Origin of the sequence: Clostridium sp. 10cd*, assembly GCF_044336395.1 — a bacterium.
GTDB lineage: Bacteria > Bacillota_I > Bacilli_A > Erysipelotrichales > Erysipelotrichaceae > Clostridium_AQ > Clostridium_AQ innocuum.
Genome location: NZ_CP172347.1, coordinates 4,489,400 through 4,506,838 on the forward strand (window position 1 = coordinate 4,489,400; position 17,439 = coordinate 4,506,838).

A 17,439-nucleotide genomic window follows, 5' to 3' on the forward strand; every position below is an offset into this window, starting at 1 on the left:
CAACACCGGGATGGGCAAGGACCGCGATCCCATTATACTAATGTATCAGTTGTATTACATCCTCTGCCTGAGGATATGGTACAGGAACAAACGCCTCTTTACCATAAGAACAAAAATCCCAATAGAAATTGACGACTGCATTACCCGCCCTCTTTCCACCTTCATAATAGTCCTGCAGCTGCTGCAGATGCTCTCTTTGCGCATGAGCTAAAAACGTTCCGTAAATCACCTGAAAAGGATTTTCCTTTCTGCACAGTTCCATAAGCGTATCAACCTGCAGATCAACATGGTACAGCTCTTCAAGACGCTGTGCCTTGCTTTTGAAAGCCGCAAATTCCAGTTCATTTATTTTTTCATGAAGATGTTCGAATACCGGGGCATGATATTGCAGCTGAAAACCGATGATATGTGTTTCATATCCATGAAACAGAGAATCAAATTCAATTGCAGGTAACACAGCAAGTCCCTGTTTTTTTCCTTCCCGATACATTTCATCAATTCCCTGCATACAATTATGATCACAAAGAGCAACCGTATGCAGTCCTGCTTTCTTTGCAAGTTCAATTAATGCAGAGCATTCATACTCTCCATCGATACTCCAGATAGAATGCATATGAAGATCCTTGCTTACACGATTAGAATTCCGCATCTTCATCAGCTTCCTCTACATTTGAGAGCTGCAATTCCATAATGCTTTCTCTTCCCTTTGCGATACAGTGCTTACACAATGCATCCAGATCCATAAAATTTCTGGATATATAAGCTTCCAGTACCATGATGAGATTACAGCCGGAAATAATATGAAGATCATGTTTTCTCTGCGCCTGTAGTATCTGAGCCTGATTTGCGGGAGATCCCCCCGGTATGTCACAAAATATCAAAATACCGTCACCTTGGTCCAGTTCATCACATTTTAAGGATAATTTTTCATGAAAATCTGCCGGATCATCCTTCTCCTGTAAACATAAAACATCCAGAAGATCACTTTCATCATTGAAAAAACAATACGTTTCTTTCAGTCCCTGAGCCAGAGGTCCATGTGAAATCAAAAGTATTCCTATCATTATAATTTCCTCCTTTTCTACATCATACCTTGATTTTTTCCTGTAGTCAATAATTTGTTTATACATATAATGAATAATGTATACATATATATTTTTGTATAGACAATTTATTTTTTCAATGCTATAATGCAATCGTAAAGATCCCATGATATAAGCAATATTGGATCGGAAAGGATAGGATACCATATGAAGTATTTAACATCAGCATCTAATTACGAAAAGCACCCCACCACTGTCATACTGGGACATGACAATCAAGCCGTACGAGGTTATGAGGACATATGCAAATGGATCAAAACCAAAATGACCAAAGAACGCAACATCGTTTGTATCGACTGCTACATTGGCGTAGATCAGGAGGAACTGCTGGAAGGTTTATGTAAATATCTGACTTTTGATAAAATTATTCGCAGTGATACGATTTTTTATGATAATGATAAGATCTATGAGCTTTTAAAGCGTAACATTACCGATGACCGTGTATATGGAATTGCTTATTACGGAAAGTGGATGGATTTAGTAGATCCGCAAAGACTGGCAAATGCCCGTGAAGAAGCAGATACAGCCACTGGTAATATTTTGATTCTTGGTACTGCTGCAGACTACATCACAAAGAGTGATATTCTTGTTCTTGCGGATATGACAATCTGGGAAATTCAGATGCGCTACCGTCATGAGCATCTGCCGAACTTCCATACAGATAATGCAGATGAAGACATGATACGAAAGTTCAAAAGGGGATATTTCATTGACTGGAGAATAGGTAATGTACATAAGCAAAGCCTATATGATAAATTTGACTTCTATCTGGATACTGTAAAGCACAATGATCCGCGCATGATTGACAGAGAGGCATTTGAGGATGGTCTAACACAGCTTTTACAGCAGCCGTTTCGAACAGTACCGTTCTTCGATGAAGGACTCTGGGGCGGTCAGTGGATGAAGGAGGTTTGTGATGTAGAGGATAAAGACAGAATCAATTATGCATGGAGTTATAATCTTCTGTTCCAGGAAAATGAGGTAAACATCACATTTAAAGATATTTCAGTAAATATTCCAGGCTATACTTTGATGCAGCGTTTTCCAAAGCAATTGATCGGCGAAAAAGGCTTTGCCAGATTTGGTGCAGAGTATCCGATTCGTTATGATTTCCTAGATACGATGGAAGGTGGAAACTTATCCCTGCAGGTACATCCAAACCAGCAATATATGGTACAAAATTTTGCGATGCCTTTTACACAGGACGAAAGCTATTACTATCTAGACTGCGCAAGTGATGAAGAAACTTACATATATCTCGGTTTGACTGATGAGGCTAACCGTGAAGAGATGGAACGTGATCTCAGACTGGCATCTGAAGGAAAAATTGATTTTCCTGCTGAAAAGTATGCAAATAAGCTGCCAGCTAAAAAACATGATCACTTCAGCATACCGGCAGGTACAGTACATTGTTCCGGAGCTAATACAATGGTCTTAGAAATTTCCTCTTCACCTTGTATTTTCACTTTCAAATTATGGGATTGGGGTAGAATTGGTTTAGACGGACTTCCAAGACCTGTTCATATTGATCATGGTATGAAGAACATTCAATGGGATAAGCATACTAGCTGGATTAAAGAAAAATGTGCTTTTGATCCGGTATTGATAGAAGAAGACAATGTTCATAAAGAAGAACGTACGGGATTGTGTGAACTTCAATTTCTGGAATGCAGAAGAATCTGGATGACTGGAAAAACAACGCATTGCACAGATGGAGAAACCAATGCTCTGAATTTAATCAGCGGTAAGGAAGCTCTCATTGAAAGTCCGGAAGGACAATTTGCGCCATTCGTCATTCATTTTGCAGAAAGCGTATGTATCCCTGCAACCATAAGGTCTTATACGATTACACCATACGGAGAAAGTGAAGGAAAAGAAGTCGCTATCATGAAAACATTTGTCCGTTTATAATATGAAACGACTATATCGTATTAAGCCGATTGGTCATTACCGGATATGGGGAAGTGATACACTGGGAGACCAATTCCATCTCACAAATCCCAGATCCATAGGTGAAATCAGCTGTGCCAGTGCGAATTCCTCATGTGATTGCGAGATATATGAGGAAGCGTATACCTTATCTGATTTTTATAAGAATCATCCTGAATATTTTCATCTGTCATGTAAACAATTTCCCCTGCGTATAAATATAATGGCAGCAAATGAGGATTTATCTATTCAGGTACATCCTGATAAAACATCCGCAACAGACGCTCAGCCGGAAGCCTGGTATGTCATTCACAGTGATGGCTCCCGGTTATGTCTGGGGCACAACTGGCAAAAGAAACAGGATTTTCTGGATGCGGTTGCTCATCACAAGCTTCTTAATGGAGTTCGCTATCTTCCCTGTGCCAGCAATGACTATTTCTATTTACAGCCGGGAACCGTACATGCGGTAGGTAAGGGATCTCTGATATACGAACTCACATGTCAATCTGATATCACATATCGGCTTTATGATTATGAACGAACAGATGAATCAGGACATAAACGACCCCTGCATATAGAACAGGCTGCAAAGTATATATACTATCCGCAAGTATTGAAACAGCGCACACCGATACAATTGATACAAAGCAGAGATTGTATACAGACAGTATACCAAAATGATCCCGGCATCTTTACGTTAAAGAAAATAGAGCTGCATGGAGATACCACAATACACCATAAGGATTTCCACCTCCTAACGGTAATTGAAGGAAACGGCACGATCAACGACGAGCATATAAACAAATGGGATACACTTCTTCAAATTTGTGATACAAAACTTCATCTATGTGGTGATATGACAATCATGGCAGCGAGCTTTAAAGAAGCAAAGACTTCCTGCATAGCCACATAACCCTATGTATGACATAACAATAGCGAAACGCAACTCTATAGCATCTGCAAACAGTAAAAGCCTTATCCGAATTATCCGCTTAATACTAAGCTGTATTTGCAGTTTTCCTATCAATAGTGCATGTATATAATGGGCAAAGTCTTTTGGAACTTACCTTACAAAATAAAACCCTGAAGTTATAGAGGACATATCCATAACTTACAGGGTTTTTATCTTATTCTTTACAGCAGAGATGCCGCTTCTTCGTCCACAATCAGAGTGAAATGAGGATGCAATGTCAGAATGGAGGCTGGCACATCCTGATCAACCACCTGTTCCAGCAGTGTTTTGATAATGCCTGCTTTTTTTACTCCGCTGGCAATCATGACGATATGTCTGGCACGCATAATACTGCGTGGACCCATTGTAATATAATACTCAGGAACATCTTCCTCAACATTATGAAACTCCGGCAAGATGCGTGCTTTTAAACGCTGATCATTTTCCACACGGGTTGTCAGATCACCAAATTTTGTCGTCTGTGGCAGATTACCGCAAAAGTGACCGTCTGCCCCTACTCCCAAAATCACCATATCAAGCCCACCGTCTTTTTCAATGCGCTCGTCCTGTGTCTGATAATTAAACTGATCGAGCTTATGAATCTGTTCTTCTTTTATGTGTGCAGGTGTAAAAAATGCATCCCGCAGACCGGATATCGTAACACCCTCACGGTCCTCTTTTCGATAGGGTATTTCATCAAAGTTATAGAAATGCACATGCTGAAACTGTTTTTTATCTTTTACCATAGGTACCAAAATTTCATACATACGCTGCGGTGTCGTCCCACCTGTTATCGAAAGATTTACTCGTTCCCTATCCTGATACATATAACTCATCACATAGCCTGCGGCTACCTGACTCATCTCTTCAACGTCTTTACCGATTATAACTTTCATTTTTATATTCTCCTTAACATATAATATTCATAATTTCCTGACCAGCAGATACTGCATGCTCTTTATCTTTCACAAACAGGTCGAGATACTGGTTGGCGTTCGTGATGATCATAATAACATCACTATTGTAGTTTTTTTCTTTTATTTTCGCCTGATCAAATCGTATTAAGGCAGTTCCCTTAGTAACCGTTTCTCCCAGCTGTACTTCAGCAGTGAAAAAGGCACCGTTTAAATTCACCGTATCAATTCCGATATGAAGAAGGATATCCACACCCTCACTGCTTCGGATACCGATTGCATGCAGTGTAGGGAACAGGGCGGTTACCTCACCATCCACCGGAGCATATATAACATCCTCCTCTGAATGGAAGGCAATGGTTTTTCCCATTTTCTCCTGTGCAAAGGTATCATCCGGCAGCTCCTTCACATCTGTAAAGCTGCCATTTACCGGACTGTACACGGATATGACCTTATCATCCATTGATGCTGTTATTGTAGGTTTTACGATTGCCTGTACTTCCTTGATATTTACGCTTCCATCCTCTTCGATCAGCTTATTTTTCAATAGAAAGATAATGGCCATTGTTACAGCAATGGAAGCAGGCAGACCAATGGCAATTCCCATAAAGCCTTCTCCAAATGTTGCAGGGATGGTAATCAGAGAGGACATGACCATGGCATACTCCGCACCATTGAATGCCGCACAGATAGCAGCACCAATTCCTCCACCAATCATCGTTGCTATCATAGCAACTTTATATTTTACAATGATGCCATATAAACCTGGCTCTGTAACTCCCAGAAATCCTGAAATTGCTGCGGATAGAGATATATTCTTCATTTTTTCATTCCGCTTACGCAATATCAGATAGATAGCTAACGGCGCAGCAGCCTGTGCCATAGTACTCATATAATTCATAGCTCCAATTGTTGTGAATCCATAGGTAGCAAGCTGCTGAGATACGATTGCACGTACTGCATGATGCGTTCCTGTAAGAACGGTCAGCGGACGCAAGAAGCCAATCACAAATCCGGCGATAATCGGTGAGAAGCTGATTAGTGCCTGTACTCCCTCGGCAAGGTACTCACCGATATAAAATCCAAGTGGACAAATCATAACCAGAGAGACAGGTATGATGATAACCAGTGACAGCATCGGTGTAAAGATAACACTGATAATATCCGGGATATGCTTCTCAAAAAAGCGGTATACATAGCTTAATATCCAAACGGATAAAATGATCGGTATGACAGAGGCATTATAATCTAAATATGGCACACTGATAAAGCCGAAAACCTGAAAGCTTTCCAAGCCTGCATTGATGCCCTCATACATAGTCGGATGCATCATACTGCCGGCAACCGCCAACGCCATATATGGGTTTGTCTTAAACCGCTTTGCGGCAGATACGGCTAATAGAAACGGATAGAAATAAAACATACCATCCGATACGATATTCAATAGATTAAAGAGATTGCTTCCCCATTCAATCCATCCAAACTCCCAGAACATAAAGAGAAAGCCTTTGATCATACCTCCACCGATAATCGGAGGCAGACTTGGAATTAAAATGGAGGATATTGTCTCCAACAGATTTGATAGGAAGGATTTCTTCTCCTTTGGCCCTGTCTCCTTTTCTTCATCATTGAAAGCCGTTAATGCGGTAAGTGCCTGATAGACCTTTGTCACCTTACTGCCTACAATAACCTGAAACTGCCCGTTTTGTTCCTGTACCCCTAATACTCCCTCCAACTGCTCAATATACTTGACATCTGCTTTTTTTCTATCTTTTAAGGTGAATCGCAATCTGGTAACACAATGGGTCAGATTTTTAATATTTTCCTCTTTCCCTATATGATCCAGGATTGCTTTTGCTAAATCCTGATTTTTCATAAATGACTCCATTCCCCCGCACTTTGCGTGCGGACACAAATATTACACGAAGGTTGCTTCATACTACAAACTGGATTTTCTCTTTCACTATCTCCTATTGCATTTTCAGTAAACGGTTAATATGTAAGGTAAGATATAATTTTTCACTATCTGCTGATGTATTTTGATAAAGTACATCCATTTTGTCTGCAATACTTTGTGCACAGGCATATGCCTTTGGATATTTTTCCTGTACAATCTCCAGCAGTTCATCATTGATGGATTCCTCTATTTCAAAATTCAGCTGACGGATCAGATAATATCTTAAATGTGTTATGAAACGAGAGAACGATGTACTGTTCTGATCAATCGTACAATCAAAATATGTTTCTATATAGGAAACAATTTCTGCCATAACATCTGTCAGCTGTGAAACATCATATGCTTCGCTCAGTCCACCTAATGCATTTACGACATGCATTGTCAGAAATACGGCTTCTCCCTGTGGAAGGTCTACATGCAAACGTTCCTTAATCAGACGCAGTGCGTAGTAGCCAACTTCCATTTCTTTAGGATAAAACTGCTTGATTTCGTTTGCGAGAGGATGATCTATCAGCATATGCTTCTGCATGCGTTCCATTGTAAATTTTAGATGATCCGCAAGTGCAAACATCAGGTTTCCGGAAACTGGTTTACCCAGCATTTCATTTGCCTTAACAATGATTTCCTCACAGACATTCAGTGTTTCCATTGGAAGACTTTTTAACAATTTTATATAATAGACATCATCCGTATGCTCCTGTAATATAAAACGTTGTTCAATCAGCTGTTCATTCACATCATTTCCGGGATATACCTGAAATCCCAGACCTTTTCCGGTTACGATCATCTTTTGTGTTCCATCCTTGATGAGTACGACATTGTTGTTTATACGATTGATAACCTTCATAATGACACCTCTTTTTTTATGTGATCACATAGGAATTAAATAAATGGAATAAAAAAGACCCAAATGATTTATACTAAAAATCACTTAGGTCATGCCGGCATATTCCGTAACAAATCCTGGTTACTATTTAATTCATTTACATTCTAACAGACGCAATTTCTCTTGTCAACCACTTTCATCAGAAAAATGAAACCGCTTATATTTATAAATTACGGTTTTCGCAATCACCTGTAAGAAAGTTTATTCATAGAAATCACTTTGATAACCATAGCTGGAAACATACCATTTCATACAGCAGCAACTAGAAATCATATATAATATAAAATAATTTTATACAGTCTGTATCCGCTTCATATTTCCTATGCGCGTTTTTTTATTATAATTTTTTATCACTGCAATTCATCGCAGTTATCATGCCCAGCTCAAGTCATTTTATCAGGCGTCGTAAGCAATCATTTCTTTACCCTCACATTTCTCTTGTCATTTTTCTCGCCCGAACAATCAGAAAGCTTGGTTTGATAAACTCTTTTATCATACCCGGACATTCCTGCAGCGCATGTTCATCCGGCAGCGTTTCCACCATATCTTCTACAAAAAAACCAGTGTGTGCAAGCGTGGTGATGATGGTTCCCATCATGCGATGATAGTTTTCCACATTGTCGACATACCAGAAGCCGCTCCTCTTTCCTTCCCTTCCATAATCAGAAAAGGTATAGGAAATGCAATCTCCATGCTCATCGTGATTATAGTGACCCTTTCCATCATAGGTCGCAGTTATAATTGGATGCTCCTGTGAAAACAGAAGGATGCCACCCGGTCGTAACAGCTTATAAATATCATGTACCAGGGCAGGGAAATCTTCAGCATAATGAAAGGCTAGAGAGCTGTACACAAGATCATAGCTATTGTTTAAGGTGCCAAGCTCCGCCATATCCATTCGCATATATGTAATTACAGGATGTGCATAGTTTCTTCTTGCTTCTTTCAGCATTTTTTCTGAGATATCTATCCCGGTTACATGTGCAGCGCCGTTTTCTGCAAAATGAAGACAGTTATGCCCATAACCACATCCGATATCCAATATCGCCTTACCTTTACTATCCGGCATCAGCTCCTGCATCTTTGGCTGCTCCATAAAATCATTATAGTTTTTCCTATGCAGACGTAAATCCATATACGCAGAAAAAAATTCATCATTATCGAAAATATTTTGCGTCATTTCACATTCCTCCTTCTTTCCTCTATGATTTTTCGTGACCGCTCCGCCTGTATTTTCAAAATGCCGTTTTTTTCTGCATATGCCTGAACAAACGCTTCACTTTTTTCACAGGTAAAGGCAGACATGCAAAGAAGCAGCTTCCACAGAATCAAAGAGTCTTTCTTCCATTTTTCAGCCAGCTGCAAAAGTGAATCACAGATTTGTGGTGAAGCGATATCCGGGTGATAAAAGGCCATAAACCCTATAGCGTCCAAAGCCTCACTTACTTTTGCTTTATCGTCACCTTCTGTAACAGCTACTAAAACAGAGGCTGTACATGGATTCATTTTTCCCATACAGCGCGCTATAATATCCCGCGGAAGTGGATAGGATTTTTTTGCGGATACTGTCTCGGGAACTGTTTTATACTGGTTTGTCCCTATCCTTCCCAGATACAGAGCCATTTTTTCAGCTGTTCTTTGATCACCTGCCTCAAGCGTTTCACAAATTGCTATCCGCGTGTATAAGCACTTCTCCTTTTCCAGCTGCTGAAGAAGCTCATCAGCAGCCTGCTCCACATCTTTTTTCAGACTGATTGCTGCGGCACTTCTTATCCATGCCGCTTCATGTGATAGCAAAAGTATACGCTTCTTCACTTCCAAGGATGACAGCTCTTCTATATCATCCAATGATGCCTTTCCCCGCTTTCGCAATTGCTCCTCTGTACTTTTCATACACATACCCCCTTCGATAAAAAGACACTGTACAGTGTCTTTCAGCCTATTTGTTTTTATATTTTTTTGAAGTTTCCGTACTTACAACCGTATAAGTAAACATCTTATAGTTGTAAATGGTTTTTGTATATTCGATTGGATTATTATTCAAATCATACGCCGTATTATAAACAATCAGAGCAGGACCTGACTTTGCCTGCAACAGAATATGTGCGTCTTCACCGCGAATGCTGTCAGCACGAATGTCATCTCTTGCCCATGATAAATCCAGGTGATAATGCTCATAGAAAACATCATATAAAGAAAAGCTTTCAAAGTTGAACATTTCAAGACCCGGACAGTATAATGCATTGATATGCGCATATTCTACAGCGATTGCTTCATCATTCGCATAACGGATCCTATGCAGAAAATAGACTTCATCCGTTTCCTTCAGATTCATTGCCTCACGTATATGCTCATCCGGTTTTATCCTTTCCAGATGCAGCACCTTACTATGGCATTTCAATCCTTTTCGCTCCATGAGTTCTGTAACGCCCAGTATTTCCTTGCTTCTTTGAATCATCAAATCCATTACAAACGCACCACGGCCACGATCAATGCGTACCACTCCCTGCTGCTCCAGCTTTTGCAGGGCATGTCGGATGGTCATTCTGCTTGCGCCAAAGCGCTCCTGCAGCTCCCGCTCAACGGGCAGTTTATCTCCCTGCTTATATATTTCCTGTCGTATTTCCTGATGAATCGCATCTGCAATTTCCAAATATTTAGGCTTACTCTCTTTCATTTACCTCACCTCATTGTATGTTAATCCTATTATAACAAATAAATCAGTATTTGTATGTACCTTACAGGATAATATATCTTGAGTAGCAATTGTCTATACAAAGCATCCTTCATAGTGTATATTTATTTCCTATCAGCAAAGATATCATACTCACTTTACAGTATGGAAAAAGGCCCATCACACAACGATTGGACCTAAAGAAGCTTCTCTCACATCACATTGCAAGAACCTTATTCCATTTTTCTTCAATAACAGGAATCCCGTTTTTCCTATGCTCCTCCATTGTTCGCCATTCCGGTTCACCCGGATATAAAACAGGCCTTGCTTCATCGATCGGCTTGGATGCCTTGATATAAGCGAGGATACCATCCACAATGGCATCGGTCTGCTCTTCAGTATTTGCCTTCGATGGGTCTATGGCAATCATCATCTGAGATAGTCCTATCTCATCTTCAAAGGTCCCGATTGTATGCACCGCATTCTCGGCTGTCAGCACACTTGCGATCATATCCAGTGCAATCGAAATCCCGCTCCCCTTCCAGAAGCCCATGGGCAGCACTCTTTTTGTTTTGTATATTTCACCGGGATCCCTTGTAATCTGTCCGCTGGTATCATATCCGCCAGGTACCGGAAGCTGCAAGCCCTTCAGCCTGTAATCCTCTATCTTTCCACAGGAGAACTGAGACATTGCACAATCGATTACAACGTGCTGCCCATTGCTGCGCGGAATTGCAAATACCAGTGGATTATTTCCGATTCTCTGATTCTCACCACCCCATGCAGGCATATTCGGCTTTGTATTTGACCAGCAGATACCGATGCACCCGGCATCCGCTGCCTGAAGCCCATAGCTCCCACCACGCATCCAGTGATTGTTATTGGCCAGTGCTACCATACCAATGCCATACTGCTTTGCCAGCTCACAGGCTCTTTCCATAGCCTGTCTGGCATTCAGGGGACCAAAACCGCGATGTCCGTTCCAGCGTTCATACGCTTCAAGCTGTAGCTCACAGGTTGCCTTGATATCAGAATCTATTTCTCCCTTCTCCAAATACTCCACCGATTCAGTCCATGCGAATAGACCCCTGCCAGACTATTCTGTGCAAAGATTGCCGCAGCAGCCTCTGCTCTGTCCTCCTGAAACCCCTTCTTCATTAACACACGTTTGAATTCCTGCAGCATTGTATCATAGCTTACACGCATAATAAGTTCATTCCTCCTCACGGTACTTTGATTGTTGCGTTTCCTGGTTTCCATATTTGGTTCTATGTACTCGCTCTATGTTCTTAGTTGCTCTTAAACGAGCACGGCTGTCAGCCCATGATGATTTCCTTTAGCTGATCTCCTTCATTTTTATAAAAATCCTTAAGGATACGCAAATCTGTTCCCAGTGCAAAATCACGAACGCCAAGCTCATAATAATAGGCCGCATCCGCTGCATTCCGTATTTCTACACGGATGCGTTTTCCATATCGAAGTGCTGTTTCGATTACATATTTTTCAACCTCTTTGACCTCATCCGGATGTACGCTTTTGTCAAACCCGGAATTCATGGAGAAATCAGCAGGACCGAACTGCAGGAAATCGACCTCCTCCACCTGACAAATCTCTTCCAGATTGTGTACTGCCTCAACCTTTTCTATCATAAAGCCCTTAACGATATCACAAACATCCCGTGCGTAATCCATCTGACTGGACAGATTGGCATTGCGTATCCAGCGTCTGTTCACAAAGCCAAGAGCGCCTCCATCCGGTGTAGCCGGTGTAATTTGCCGGATGGTCTCTCTCACCTCTGCCGCTGTTGTATGATCGGTGAACAGGATTCCCTCAAAACCGGATGCCATAGCCTTTTGCGCCACATATATACGATTGTGATAGTCCGGCTTTATAATCATGGAAATATTGTGCAGCTCTGCTGCGCGTGCCATGTTCTCCAGGTCGTAATGGTCAAATGGGGCATATTCCGCCAGGAATTCCACATAATCATACAGCTCGTTGCTGCCGATGATTTCAATAAGCTGCGGCCATGTAAAATCGATACGGGTTGCGACGATAACTTCTTTTTCCATTAATTTCTTTCTTAACTGATTTATCATATTGTTTTTCCTTTCCTGCAGAGCTCTTCTGCTATCGTTACTTTTTGATTCTTTAACACTGTGTGCGATATCCCTGCTGTCATGGTAATCAGACGCATCAGCTGGTAACCGGTTTCCTCCAGATATTCCTCTGTATGTGCCAGTGCCTCATGGAGTGGATAGATTCCCTGCTGTATGGTGAAAATGCCTTGGAAATATGTAGTAAGTGCTATACAATCCACTTCCCTCTGCCCGCATACGGCAAGCACAGGAATGCCTTCCTTCTTCGCTGCCTGCGCAATACGTATCGGAAGCTTTCCCTGCAGGGTCTGATGATTCATCTGTCCCTCTCCCGTAATCACCAGATCTGCTGTATGCAGTCTTTGCTCCAGACGGACATAACGGTTGATCAGCTCATAGCCAAAGGTTAATTCCGCACCGAGTATGTGCAGTCCTGCAGCACAGCCGCCACCTGCACCGCAGCCTTCCTGCATAAGATTTCTTGCGCTTCGCTGCTCCAGTAGATGAAGCTGCTGTTCAAGCTTGTGCATCTGCATGGCATTTGCCCCCTTCTGTGCAGAATAGGTAAGCACACAGCCCTCTTTTCCATACAGTGGTGCACAAACATCACAGCCTACAAGAAGCTTCATATCACCGAGCTTCTTTCTTACGGTCTGAAAGGCTTCTTCATCCCAGTGATCAAAAGCAAACAGAGGATTGCAATCGTCAGGCAGCACATTTCCCATTTGGTCATACAGCCTGATGCCCAGTCCCTGTAGGACACCAAGACCACCATCGGTTGTGATTGTTCCGCCGAGAAACAGCAGTACCTTGTGAATCGCATGGCCGTGCAGCTGATTAAGAAGCTCACCGAGTCCATAGGTTGATGCAGTGGCAGCAGTGGCACTGGAAACCTCGCAGTTATGCAGCCCGAAGATATCCGCGGCCTCCACAGCACAGCACAGGCTTTCCCCCTCTTTAAACAGCAGTGTGCGCACGGTTATTCGTTGATGAAAGGCATCCCGGCATTGCCATGTCTTGTATTCCCCCTTTACACAGGCTGCCAGTGCATGGACGCTGCCCTCTCCTCCATCCGCTACACTGCAAACCGTCGTCTGATGTCCGCTTGTCCGCAAGATTCCTCTTTCCAGAGCCTTTCCTGCTCGTTCAGAGGACAGCGCGCCTTTGAATGAATCCATCGCTATTAGAACGTTCATGTTCATCTCCTTTCCCCTTACAATATAATTCTTATATGCAGATAGGAATAATCATATGTGTTATAATACAAATATAACCATGATTTTATTACATATTTTTGTGATATAGAACAGGAGAACTTATGAAAATTTCTGAAGAGCTAGCAAAGATTATCGTTGATAATATCCATGAAGTCATCCCTGAGGAAATCAATTTCATAAATGCGGACGGTCTGATTATCGCCAGTACAGATCCAAAGCGTATGCATCGTCTGCATACCGGCGCGCTCAGTGTTATTCGAAACCGCGAGCAGCTGAGCGTGCAAAACGATACACAATATTACGGTGCACGTAAGGGAATCAATATGCCGGTATTCTTTGATGATGAAATTATCGGTGTGATTGGCATTACAGGTGAGGAACAGGATGTTATCGGCTATGCGAAAATCCTGCAGAAGATGACACAGATTCTTGTCAAGGATGCATATTATCGTGACATCCGTCATCAGAAGCGTTCCAGTGACAGGATTCTGATTGAGCGTGTGCTGAGCGGGAATTTTGAGAATGAATCCTTATTTCAAAATGACAATCTGACACAAAGGAGTCCAAGACTGATTGTATGTGCAAAGATTGACGGACAGCTGAAGGATGAGCAGATCGACCGTATACACCGTCTGCTGGAGGCTATTCCCTTTTCCACCTATATTGAGAAAAAGGCGTTGTATGTGCAGGAGCTGATTTTCATTATCCCTGCACAGAACAGGATGTATATCCATCAGTGGATCGGAAGTATCCGGGAGATATGTCCGCATGCGATTTTCTGGGGAATCGGCACTGTGACTGAGAAAATCAGCGATTTGCCGCTTTCGTATAGCAGAGCAAAAACAGCTGCCCTCTGGGGCAGCGGGATCAGCGGGCACAGGGTTTCCTGTTATGAGGATATCGGGGTCGGTATGCTGCTGCCGCATATCGATGAGTTGGAGAGAGCATATTTCCTGAAGCATCTATTCAAGGATTGCAGTGCTGAGCGAATTGCGGAAATCATGATGGTTTTATCCCTGTACGAGGAGCATAACGGCAGCATTCTTCATTGTGCAAAAGCCTGCAATATGCATCGGAACTCCTTTCAGTATAAGCTTCTGCAAATACGCAAGCAGACCGGTCTGGATCCGAGAAGCCTTCATGATTATGTGCTGCTGAAGCTTGCTGTTGTGCTGTACCAATTTCAGCAAAATACACCGCATTCCTAAACGAAAACCTGTTCATGCAAATGATATTTATGAGAAAAGCACGCCTTGACTCTTTGGAGTTCCTGCGTGCTTTTATTCTTGTGGGTAATCTGTTCATATCTTTATATTCACTTCTGGTTCGATTATCACAGGTGAAAGTCTTATCATACTTAATCTATAATCAACAGGCTTATATGCTGTTTAAAGCTACCGCTTGAACATCCCTATTGATTGGATAATTCTCCAGAGTATTACACAGAATAATACGATTTTCAATCTGATATAGCGACGATTTCAACTGATCAAATCCCTTTGCATCACTTGCTTGAAAAGAAACACCCTGTTTTATTTCTATGAGTGAAAGCCTTCCTTTATAAAGAAGGACAAGGTCAATTTCATTTTGTTTACTATCCCGATAATAATATGCATGAAACGGCTCCTTATTATTTAAAAAGGTTTTTCTTATTTCATTCACTACAAATGTTTCAAAGAAAGCACCGGATAAATTGGAAATACGCAGAGTTTCGGGATAATTCATCTTTATCAGGTAAGCTGCAAGACCTGTGTCACTGAAATACACCTTACTTGATTTTACAACACGCTTCGTTATGGATATATCATTATACGGTTGTAGAAAATATATCAAACCGGTAGATTCCAATATAGAAAGCCAATGCTGTATCGTGTTACTGCTTACTTGCAGTTTTCTGCTCAGGTCAGAAGCATTGATCTGCTGACCTGTAAGAGCAGCAAGATATTGAAGGAAATCATGAAATTTCAGCTTATCCTTTAGGTGTATCAGTTCACTGATATCTCTGTCAATGTACGTATTCACATAATTCTCATAATAGTCAGGCACCGCTTGATCTGTCCGATATAATTCCGGATACATACCCTTTGTAATCAGTTCAAATACATCTTTTACACTTATTTTTATACTTTTCTGATACATTGCTATGCGATCTTTTGAAGGTACAAACGGTAAAGTTTCTCTACCCAGAATTTCATCCAGCCCCAGAGGCACCATTTGAATAACACTGGCTCTTCCTGCAAGGGACTGTGTTACATTTTTCATTAAATGAAACGCCTGTGATCCTGTTAACAGATACATTCCATTGGCATTACCAGTTTCCAGTCTCTTTCTGTTTACAATTTCTTCTATCACTTCAAATAAAACCGGAGCATACTGCACTTCATCTATGATCAGCGGCGTGTCAAACTGCTGTAGGAAATACTTAGGATCAGAAATTGCAAGCTTTCTTTGATCAATATTATCAAGTGACACGTACGCAAAGCCCTTTTCTTTCACGAACTCATAAGCAAGTGTAGATTTCCCCACCTGCCTTGATCCGGTTAAAATTACAACAGGATACATATCCAAAGCTTTTACTACATGTGGTTTTATAGCCCTTTTCAACATGAACAGTCACCTCGTTTCGCACATATTTTAAGTTCAACTTCATAATAACACTAATTTCTTCTTTTTTCAAATATAAAAAATCCGTATGAAAAGCTCCTTTTCAAGTATACCCATGAAAGAGTCCTGTCATCACCATTCTCTTTCCTGTTGCTTTATTATATGAAAAGGACTGGTTCCATCGCTTGAACCAATCCCTTTTCATCTTTATAAGAAATTATTTTTGATCTTAGTAGTAATATTTCACTTTGTCATTCGATTTGAACAGACGAATCTTTTCCTCAACGACTTTTCCACATACTTCCATTGCTTCCGGATAGATTTCCAGAGGTTCACGATAACCTGGATTTTCATTCAGAGTCTTGCGGCACTGTGTATAGAATGCAACCTTGATATCACTGGAGATATTGATTTTACAAATGCCATTATCAACTGCTGCTGCAATCTCTTCGTCTTTATTGCTGGATCCGCCGTGCAGTACCAGTGGTACATCCACCTTGCTGGTAATGTCTTTCAGAATATCAATACGCAGCTCCGGTTTCATATCCTTTGGATAAATTCCGTGAGCTGTACCGATAGCTACGGCAAAGGTATCAATTCCTGTGTCCTCAATGAACTGCTTTGCTTCTTCAGGAACCGTATAGATAACACCCTGTGTTCCGCCCTCAATTGAATTACCGGTTGTACCGATGGTTCCTAATTCTGACTCAACGGATACATTGGCGATATGTGCGGTTTCCACTACTTTTTTCGTAACTGCAACATTTTCCTCATAAGGCAGTGTGGATGCATCAATCATAACAGATGTCATACCTGCACGGATGGCGCGTACTGCTGTTTCATAGGAATCCCCGTGATCCAGATGGATACATACAGGCACATCGGTCTGTGCTGCTTCATAAATCATAGCCTGAATCTGTGCATCTCCTACAAAGTTAAATTCATCCGGACTCATTTCCAGAATAACCGGTGAATTTAATTCCTTTACTTTTTTCATAACAACCTTTAACAGCTGATCGCTTCCGATGTTGAATGCAGGTATTGCAAAATGATTTTTCTGTGCAACTGCAAGTAAATCCTTCATATTCATTAACATAAGTTTAG

Annotated in this window: 17 protein-coding genes; 3 read left to right on the forward strand and 14 right to left on the reverse strand. The window is 41.4% G+C overall.

Annotated features, from left to right (window positions below; all coding sequences use genetic code 11):
* Window positions 1-37: 37 nt before the first annotated feature.
* On the reverse strand, window positions 38-649 hold the full coding sequence (locus tag ACG3M1_RS22310) for a PHP domain-containing protein (protein ID WP_242408279.1): 612 nt from the start codon (window positions 647-649) through the stop codon (window positions 38-40).
* Window positions 636-1,064, reverse strand: coding sequence for a PTS sugar transporter subunit IIA (locus ACG3M1_RS22315; protein ID WP_002606510.1), 429 nt, complete (start codon window positions 1,062-1,064; stop codon window positions 636-638). The genes ACG3M1_RS22310 and ACG3M1_RS22315 overlap by 14 nt, the downstream gene beginning before the upstream one ends.
* Window positions 1,065-1,250: 186 nt before the next feature.
* Here ACG3M1_RS22315 and ACG3M1_RS22320 point away from each other — a divergent pair, with 186 nt between their 5' ends.
* Window positions 1,251-3,014 carry a class I mannose-6-phosphate isomerase gene (locus tag ACG3M1_RS22320; RefSeq protein WP_242408278.1) on the forward strand — a complete coding sequence of 588 codons (1,764 nt, stop codon included), beginning with the start codon at window positions 1,251-1,253 and terminating at the stop codon, window positions 3,012-3,014.
* 1 nt (window position 3,015) lies between these two features.
* The gene (locus ACG3M1_RS22325; RefSeq protein WP_242408277.1) at window positions 3,016-3,945 is read left to right on the forward strand and encodes a type I phosphomannose isomerase catalytic subunit; all 930 of its coding nucleotides are present in this window, start codon (window positions 3,016-3,018) and stop codon (window positions 3,943-3,945) included.
* A gap of 221 nt (window positions 3,946-4,166) precedes the next feature.
* On the opposite strand, the gene ACG3M1_RS22330 is transcribed toward ACG3M1_RS22325, so the two are convergent.
* The 10 genes from ACG3M1_RS22330 to ACG3M1_RS22375 form a co-directional block, all read right to left on the reverse strand.
* Window positions 4,167-4,880: a glucosamine-6-phosphate deaminase gene (locus ACG3M1_RS22330; protein ID WP_242408276.1), complete on the reverse strand. Its 714-nt coding sequence runs from the start codon at window positions 4,878-4,880 to the stop codon at window positions 4,167-4,169.
* A 13-nt stretch (window positions 4,881-4,893) separates the two neighbouring features.
* On the reverse strand, window positions 4,894-6,774 hold the full coding sequence (locus ACG3M1_RS22335; RefSeq protein ID WP_395814630.1) for a glucose PTS transporter subunit IIA: 1,881 nt from the start codon (window positions 6,772-6,774) through the stop codon (window positions 4,894-4,896).
* A 94-nt stretch (window positions 6,775-6,868) separates the two neighbouring features.
* Window positions 6,869-7,702, reverse strand: a complete 834-nt coding sequence (locus tag ACG3M1_RS22340; RefSeq protein WP_109770749.1) for a PRD domain-containing protein — start codon at window positions 7,700-7,702, stop codon at window positions 6,869-6,871.
* 466 nt (window positions 7,703-8,168) lie between these two features.
* Window positions 8,169-8,921, reverse strand: coding sequence for a class I SAM-dependent methyltransferase (locus ACG3M1_RS22345; protein ID WP_395814633.1), 753 nt, complete (start codon window positions 8,919-8,921; stop codon window positions 8,169-8,171).
* Entirely contained in the window at window positions 8,918-9,634 is a 717-nt protein-coding gene (locus ACG3M1_RS22350; protein ID WP_395814636.1) for a hypothetical protein, read from the reverse strand. Before ACG3M1_RS22350 ends, ACG3M1_RS22345 begins: the two co-directional genes overlap by 4 nt.
* Before the next feature lie 46 nt (window positions 9,635-9,680).
* A complete protein-coding gene (locus tag ACG3M1_RS22355; protein WP_002606518.1) occupies window positions 9,681-10,418 on the reverse strand; it encodes a GntR family transcriptional regulator in 738 nt (245 codons plus the stop codon).
* Window positions 10,419-10,632: 214 nt separating this feature from the next.
* Window positions 10,633-11,469: a 3-dehydro-L-gulonate 2-dehydrogenase gene (gene yiaK / locus ACG3M1_RS22360; RefSeq protein ID WP_008816210.1), complete on the reverse strand. Its 837-nt coding sequence runs from the start codon at window positions 11,467-11,469 to the stop codon at window positions 10,633-10,635.
* Window positions 11,451-11,621: a hypothetical protein gene (locus tag ACG3M1_RS22365; protein ID WP_009588475.1), complete on the reverse strand. Its 171-nt coding sequence runs from the start codon at window positions 11,619-11,621 to the stop codon at window positions 11,451-11,453. The genes yiaK and ACG3M1_RS22365 overlap by 19 nt, the downstream gene beginning before the upstream one ends.
* 110 nt (window positions 11,622-11,731) lie before the next feature.
* Complete coding sequence (locus tag ACG3M1_RS22370; RefSeq protein WP_009588446.1) at window positions 11,732-12,514, reverse strand: HpcH/HpaI aldolase family protein; 783 nt, start codon at window positions 12,512-12,514, stop codon at window positions 11,732-11,734.
* Window positions 12,511-13,710: a glycerate kinase gene (locus ACG3M1_RS22375; protein WP_008816207.1), complete on the reverse strand. Its 1,200-nt coding sequence runs from the start codon at window positions 13,708-13,710 to the stop codon at window positions 12,511-12,513. The genes ACG3M1_RS22370 and ACG3M1_RS22375 overlap by 4 nt, the downstream gene beginning before the upstream one ends.
* 122 nt (window positions 13,711-13,832) lie before the next feature.
* On the opposite strand from ACG3M1_RS22375, the gene ACG3M1_RS22380 reads away from it, so the two are divergent.
* Window positions 13,833-14,939, forward strand: a complete 1,107-nt coding sequence (locus ACG3M1_RS22380; RefSeq protein ID WP_008816206.1) for a CdaR family transcriptional regulator — start codon at window positions 13,833-13,835, stop codon at window positions 14,937-14,939.
* Window positions 14,940-15,108: 169 nt separating this feature from the next.
* Here the strand turns inward: ACG3M1_RS22380 and ACG3M1_RS22385 are convergent, their stop codons facing one another.
* Both ACG3M1_RS22385 and ACG3M1_RS22390 read right to left on the reverse strand, forming a co-directional pair.
* Complete coding sequence (locus tag ACG3M1_RS22385) at window positions 15,109-16,338, reverse strand: ATP-binding protein (protein WP_008816205.1); 1,230 nt, start codon at window positions 16,336-16,338, stop codon at window positions 15,109-15,111.
* 226 nt (window positions 16,339-16,564) lie between these two features.
* Complete coding sequence (locus ACG3M1_RS22390) at window positions 16,565-17,431, reverse strand: ketose-bisphosphate aldolase (protein ID WP_008816204.1); 867 nt, start codon at window positions 17,429-17,431, stop codon at window positions 16,565-16,567.
* Window positions 17,432-17,439 lie beyond the last annotated feature (8 nt).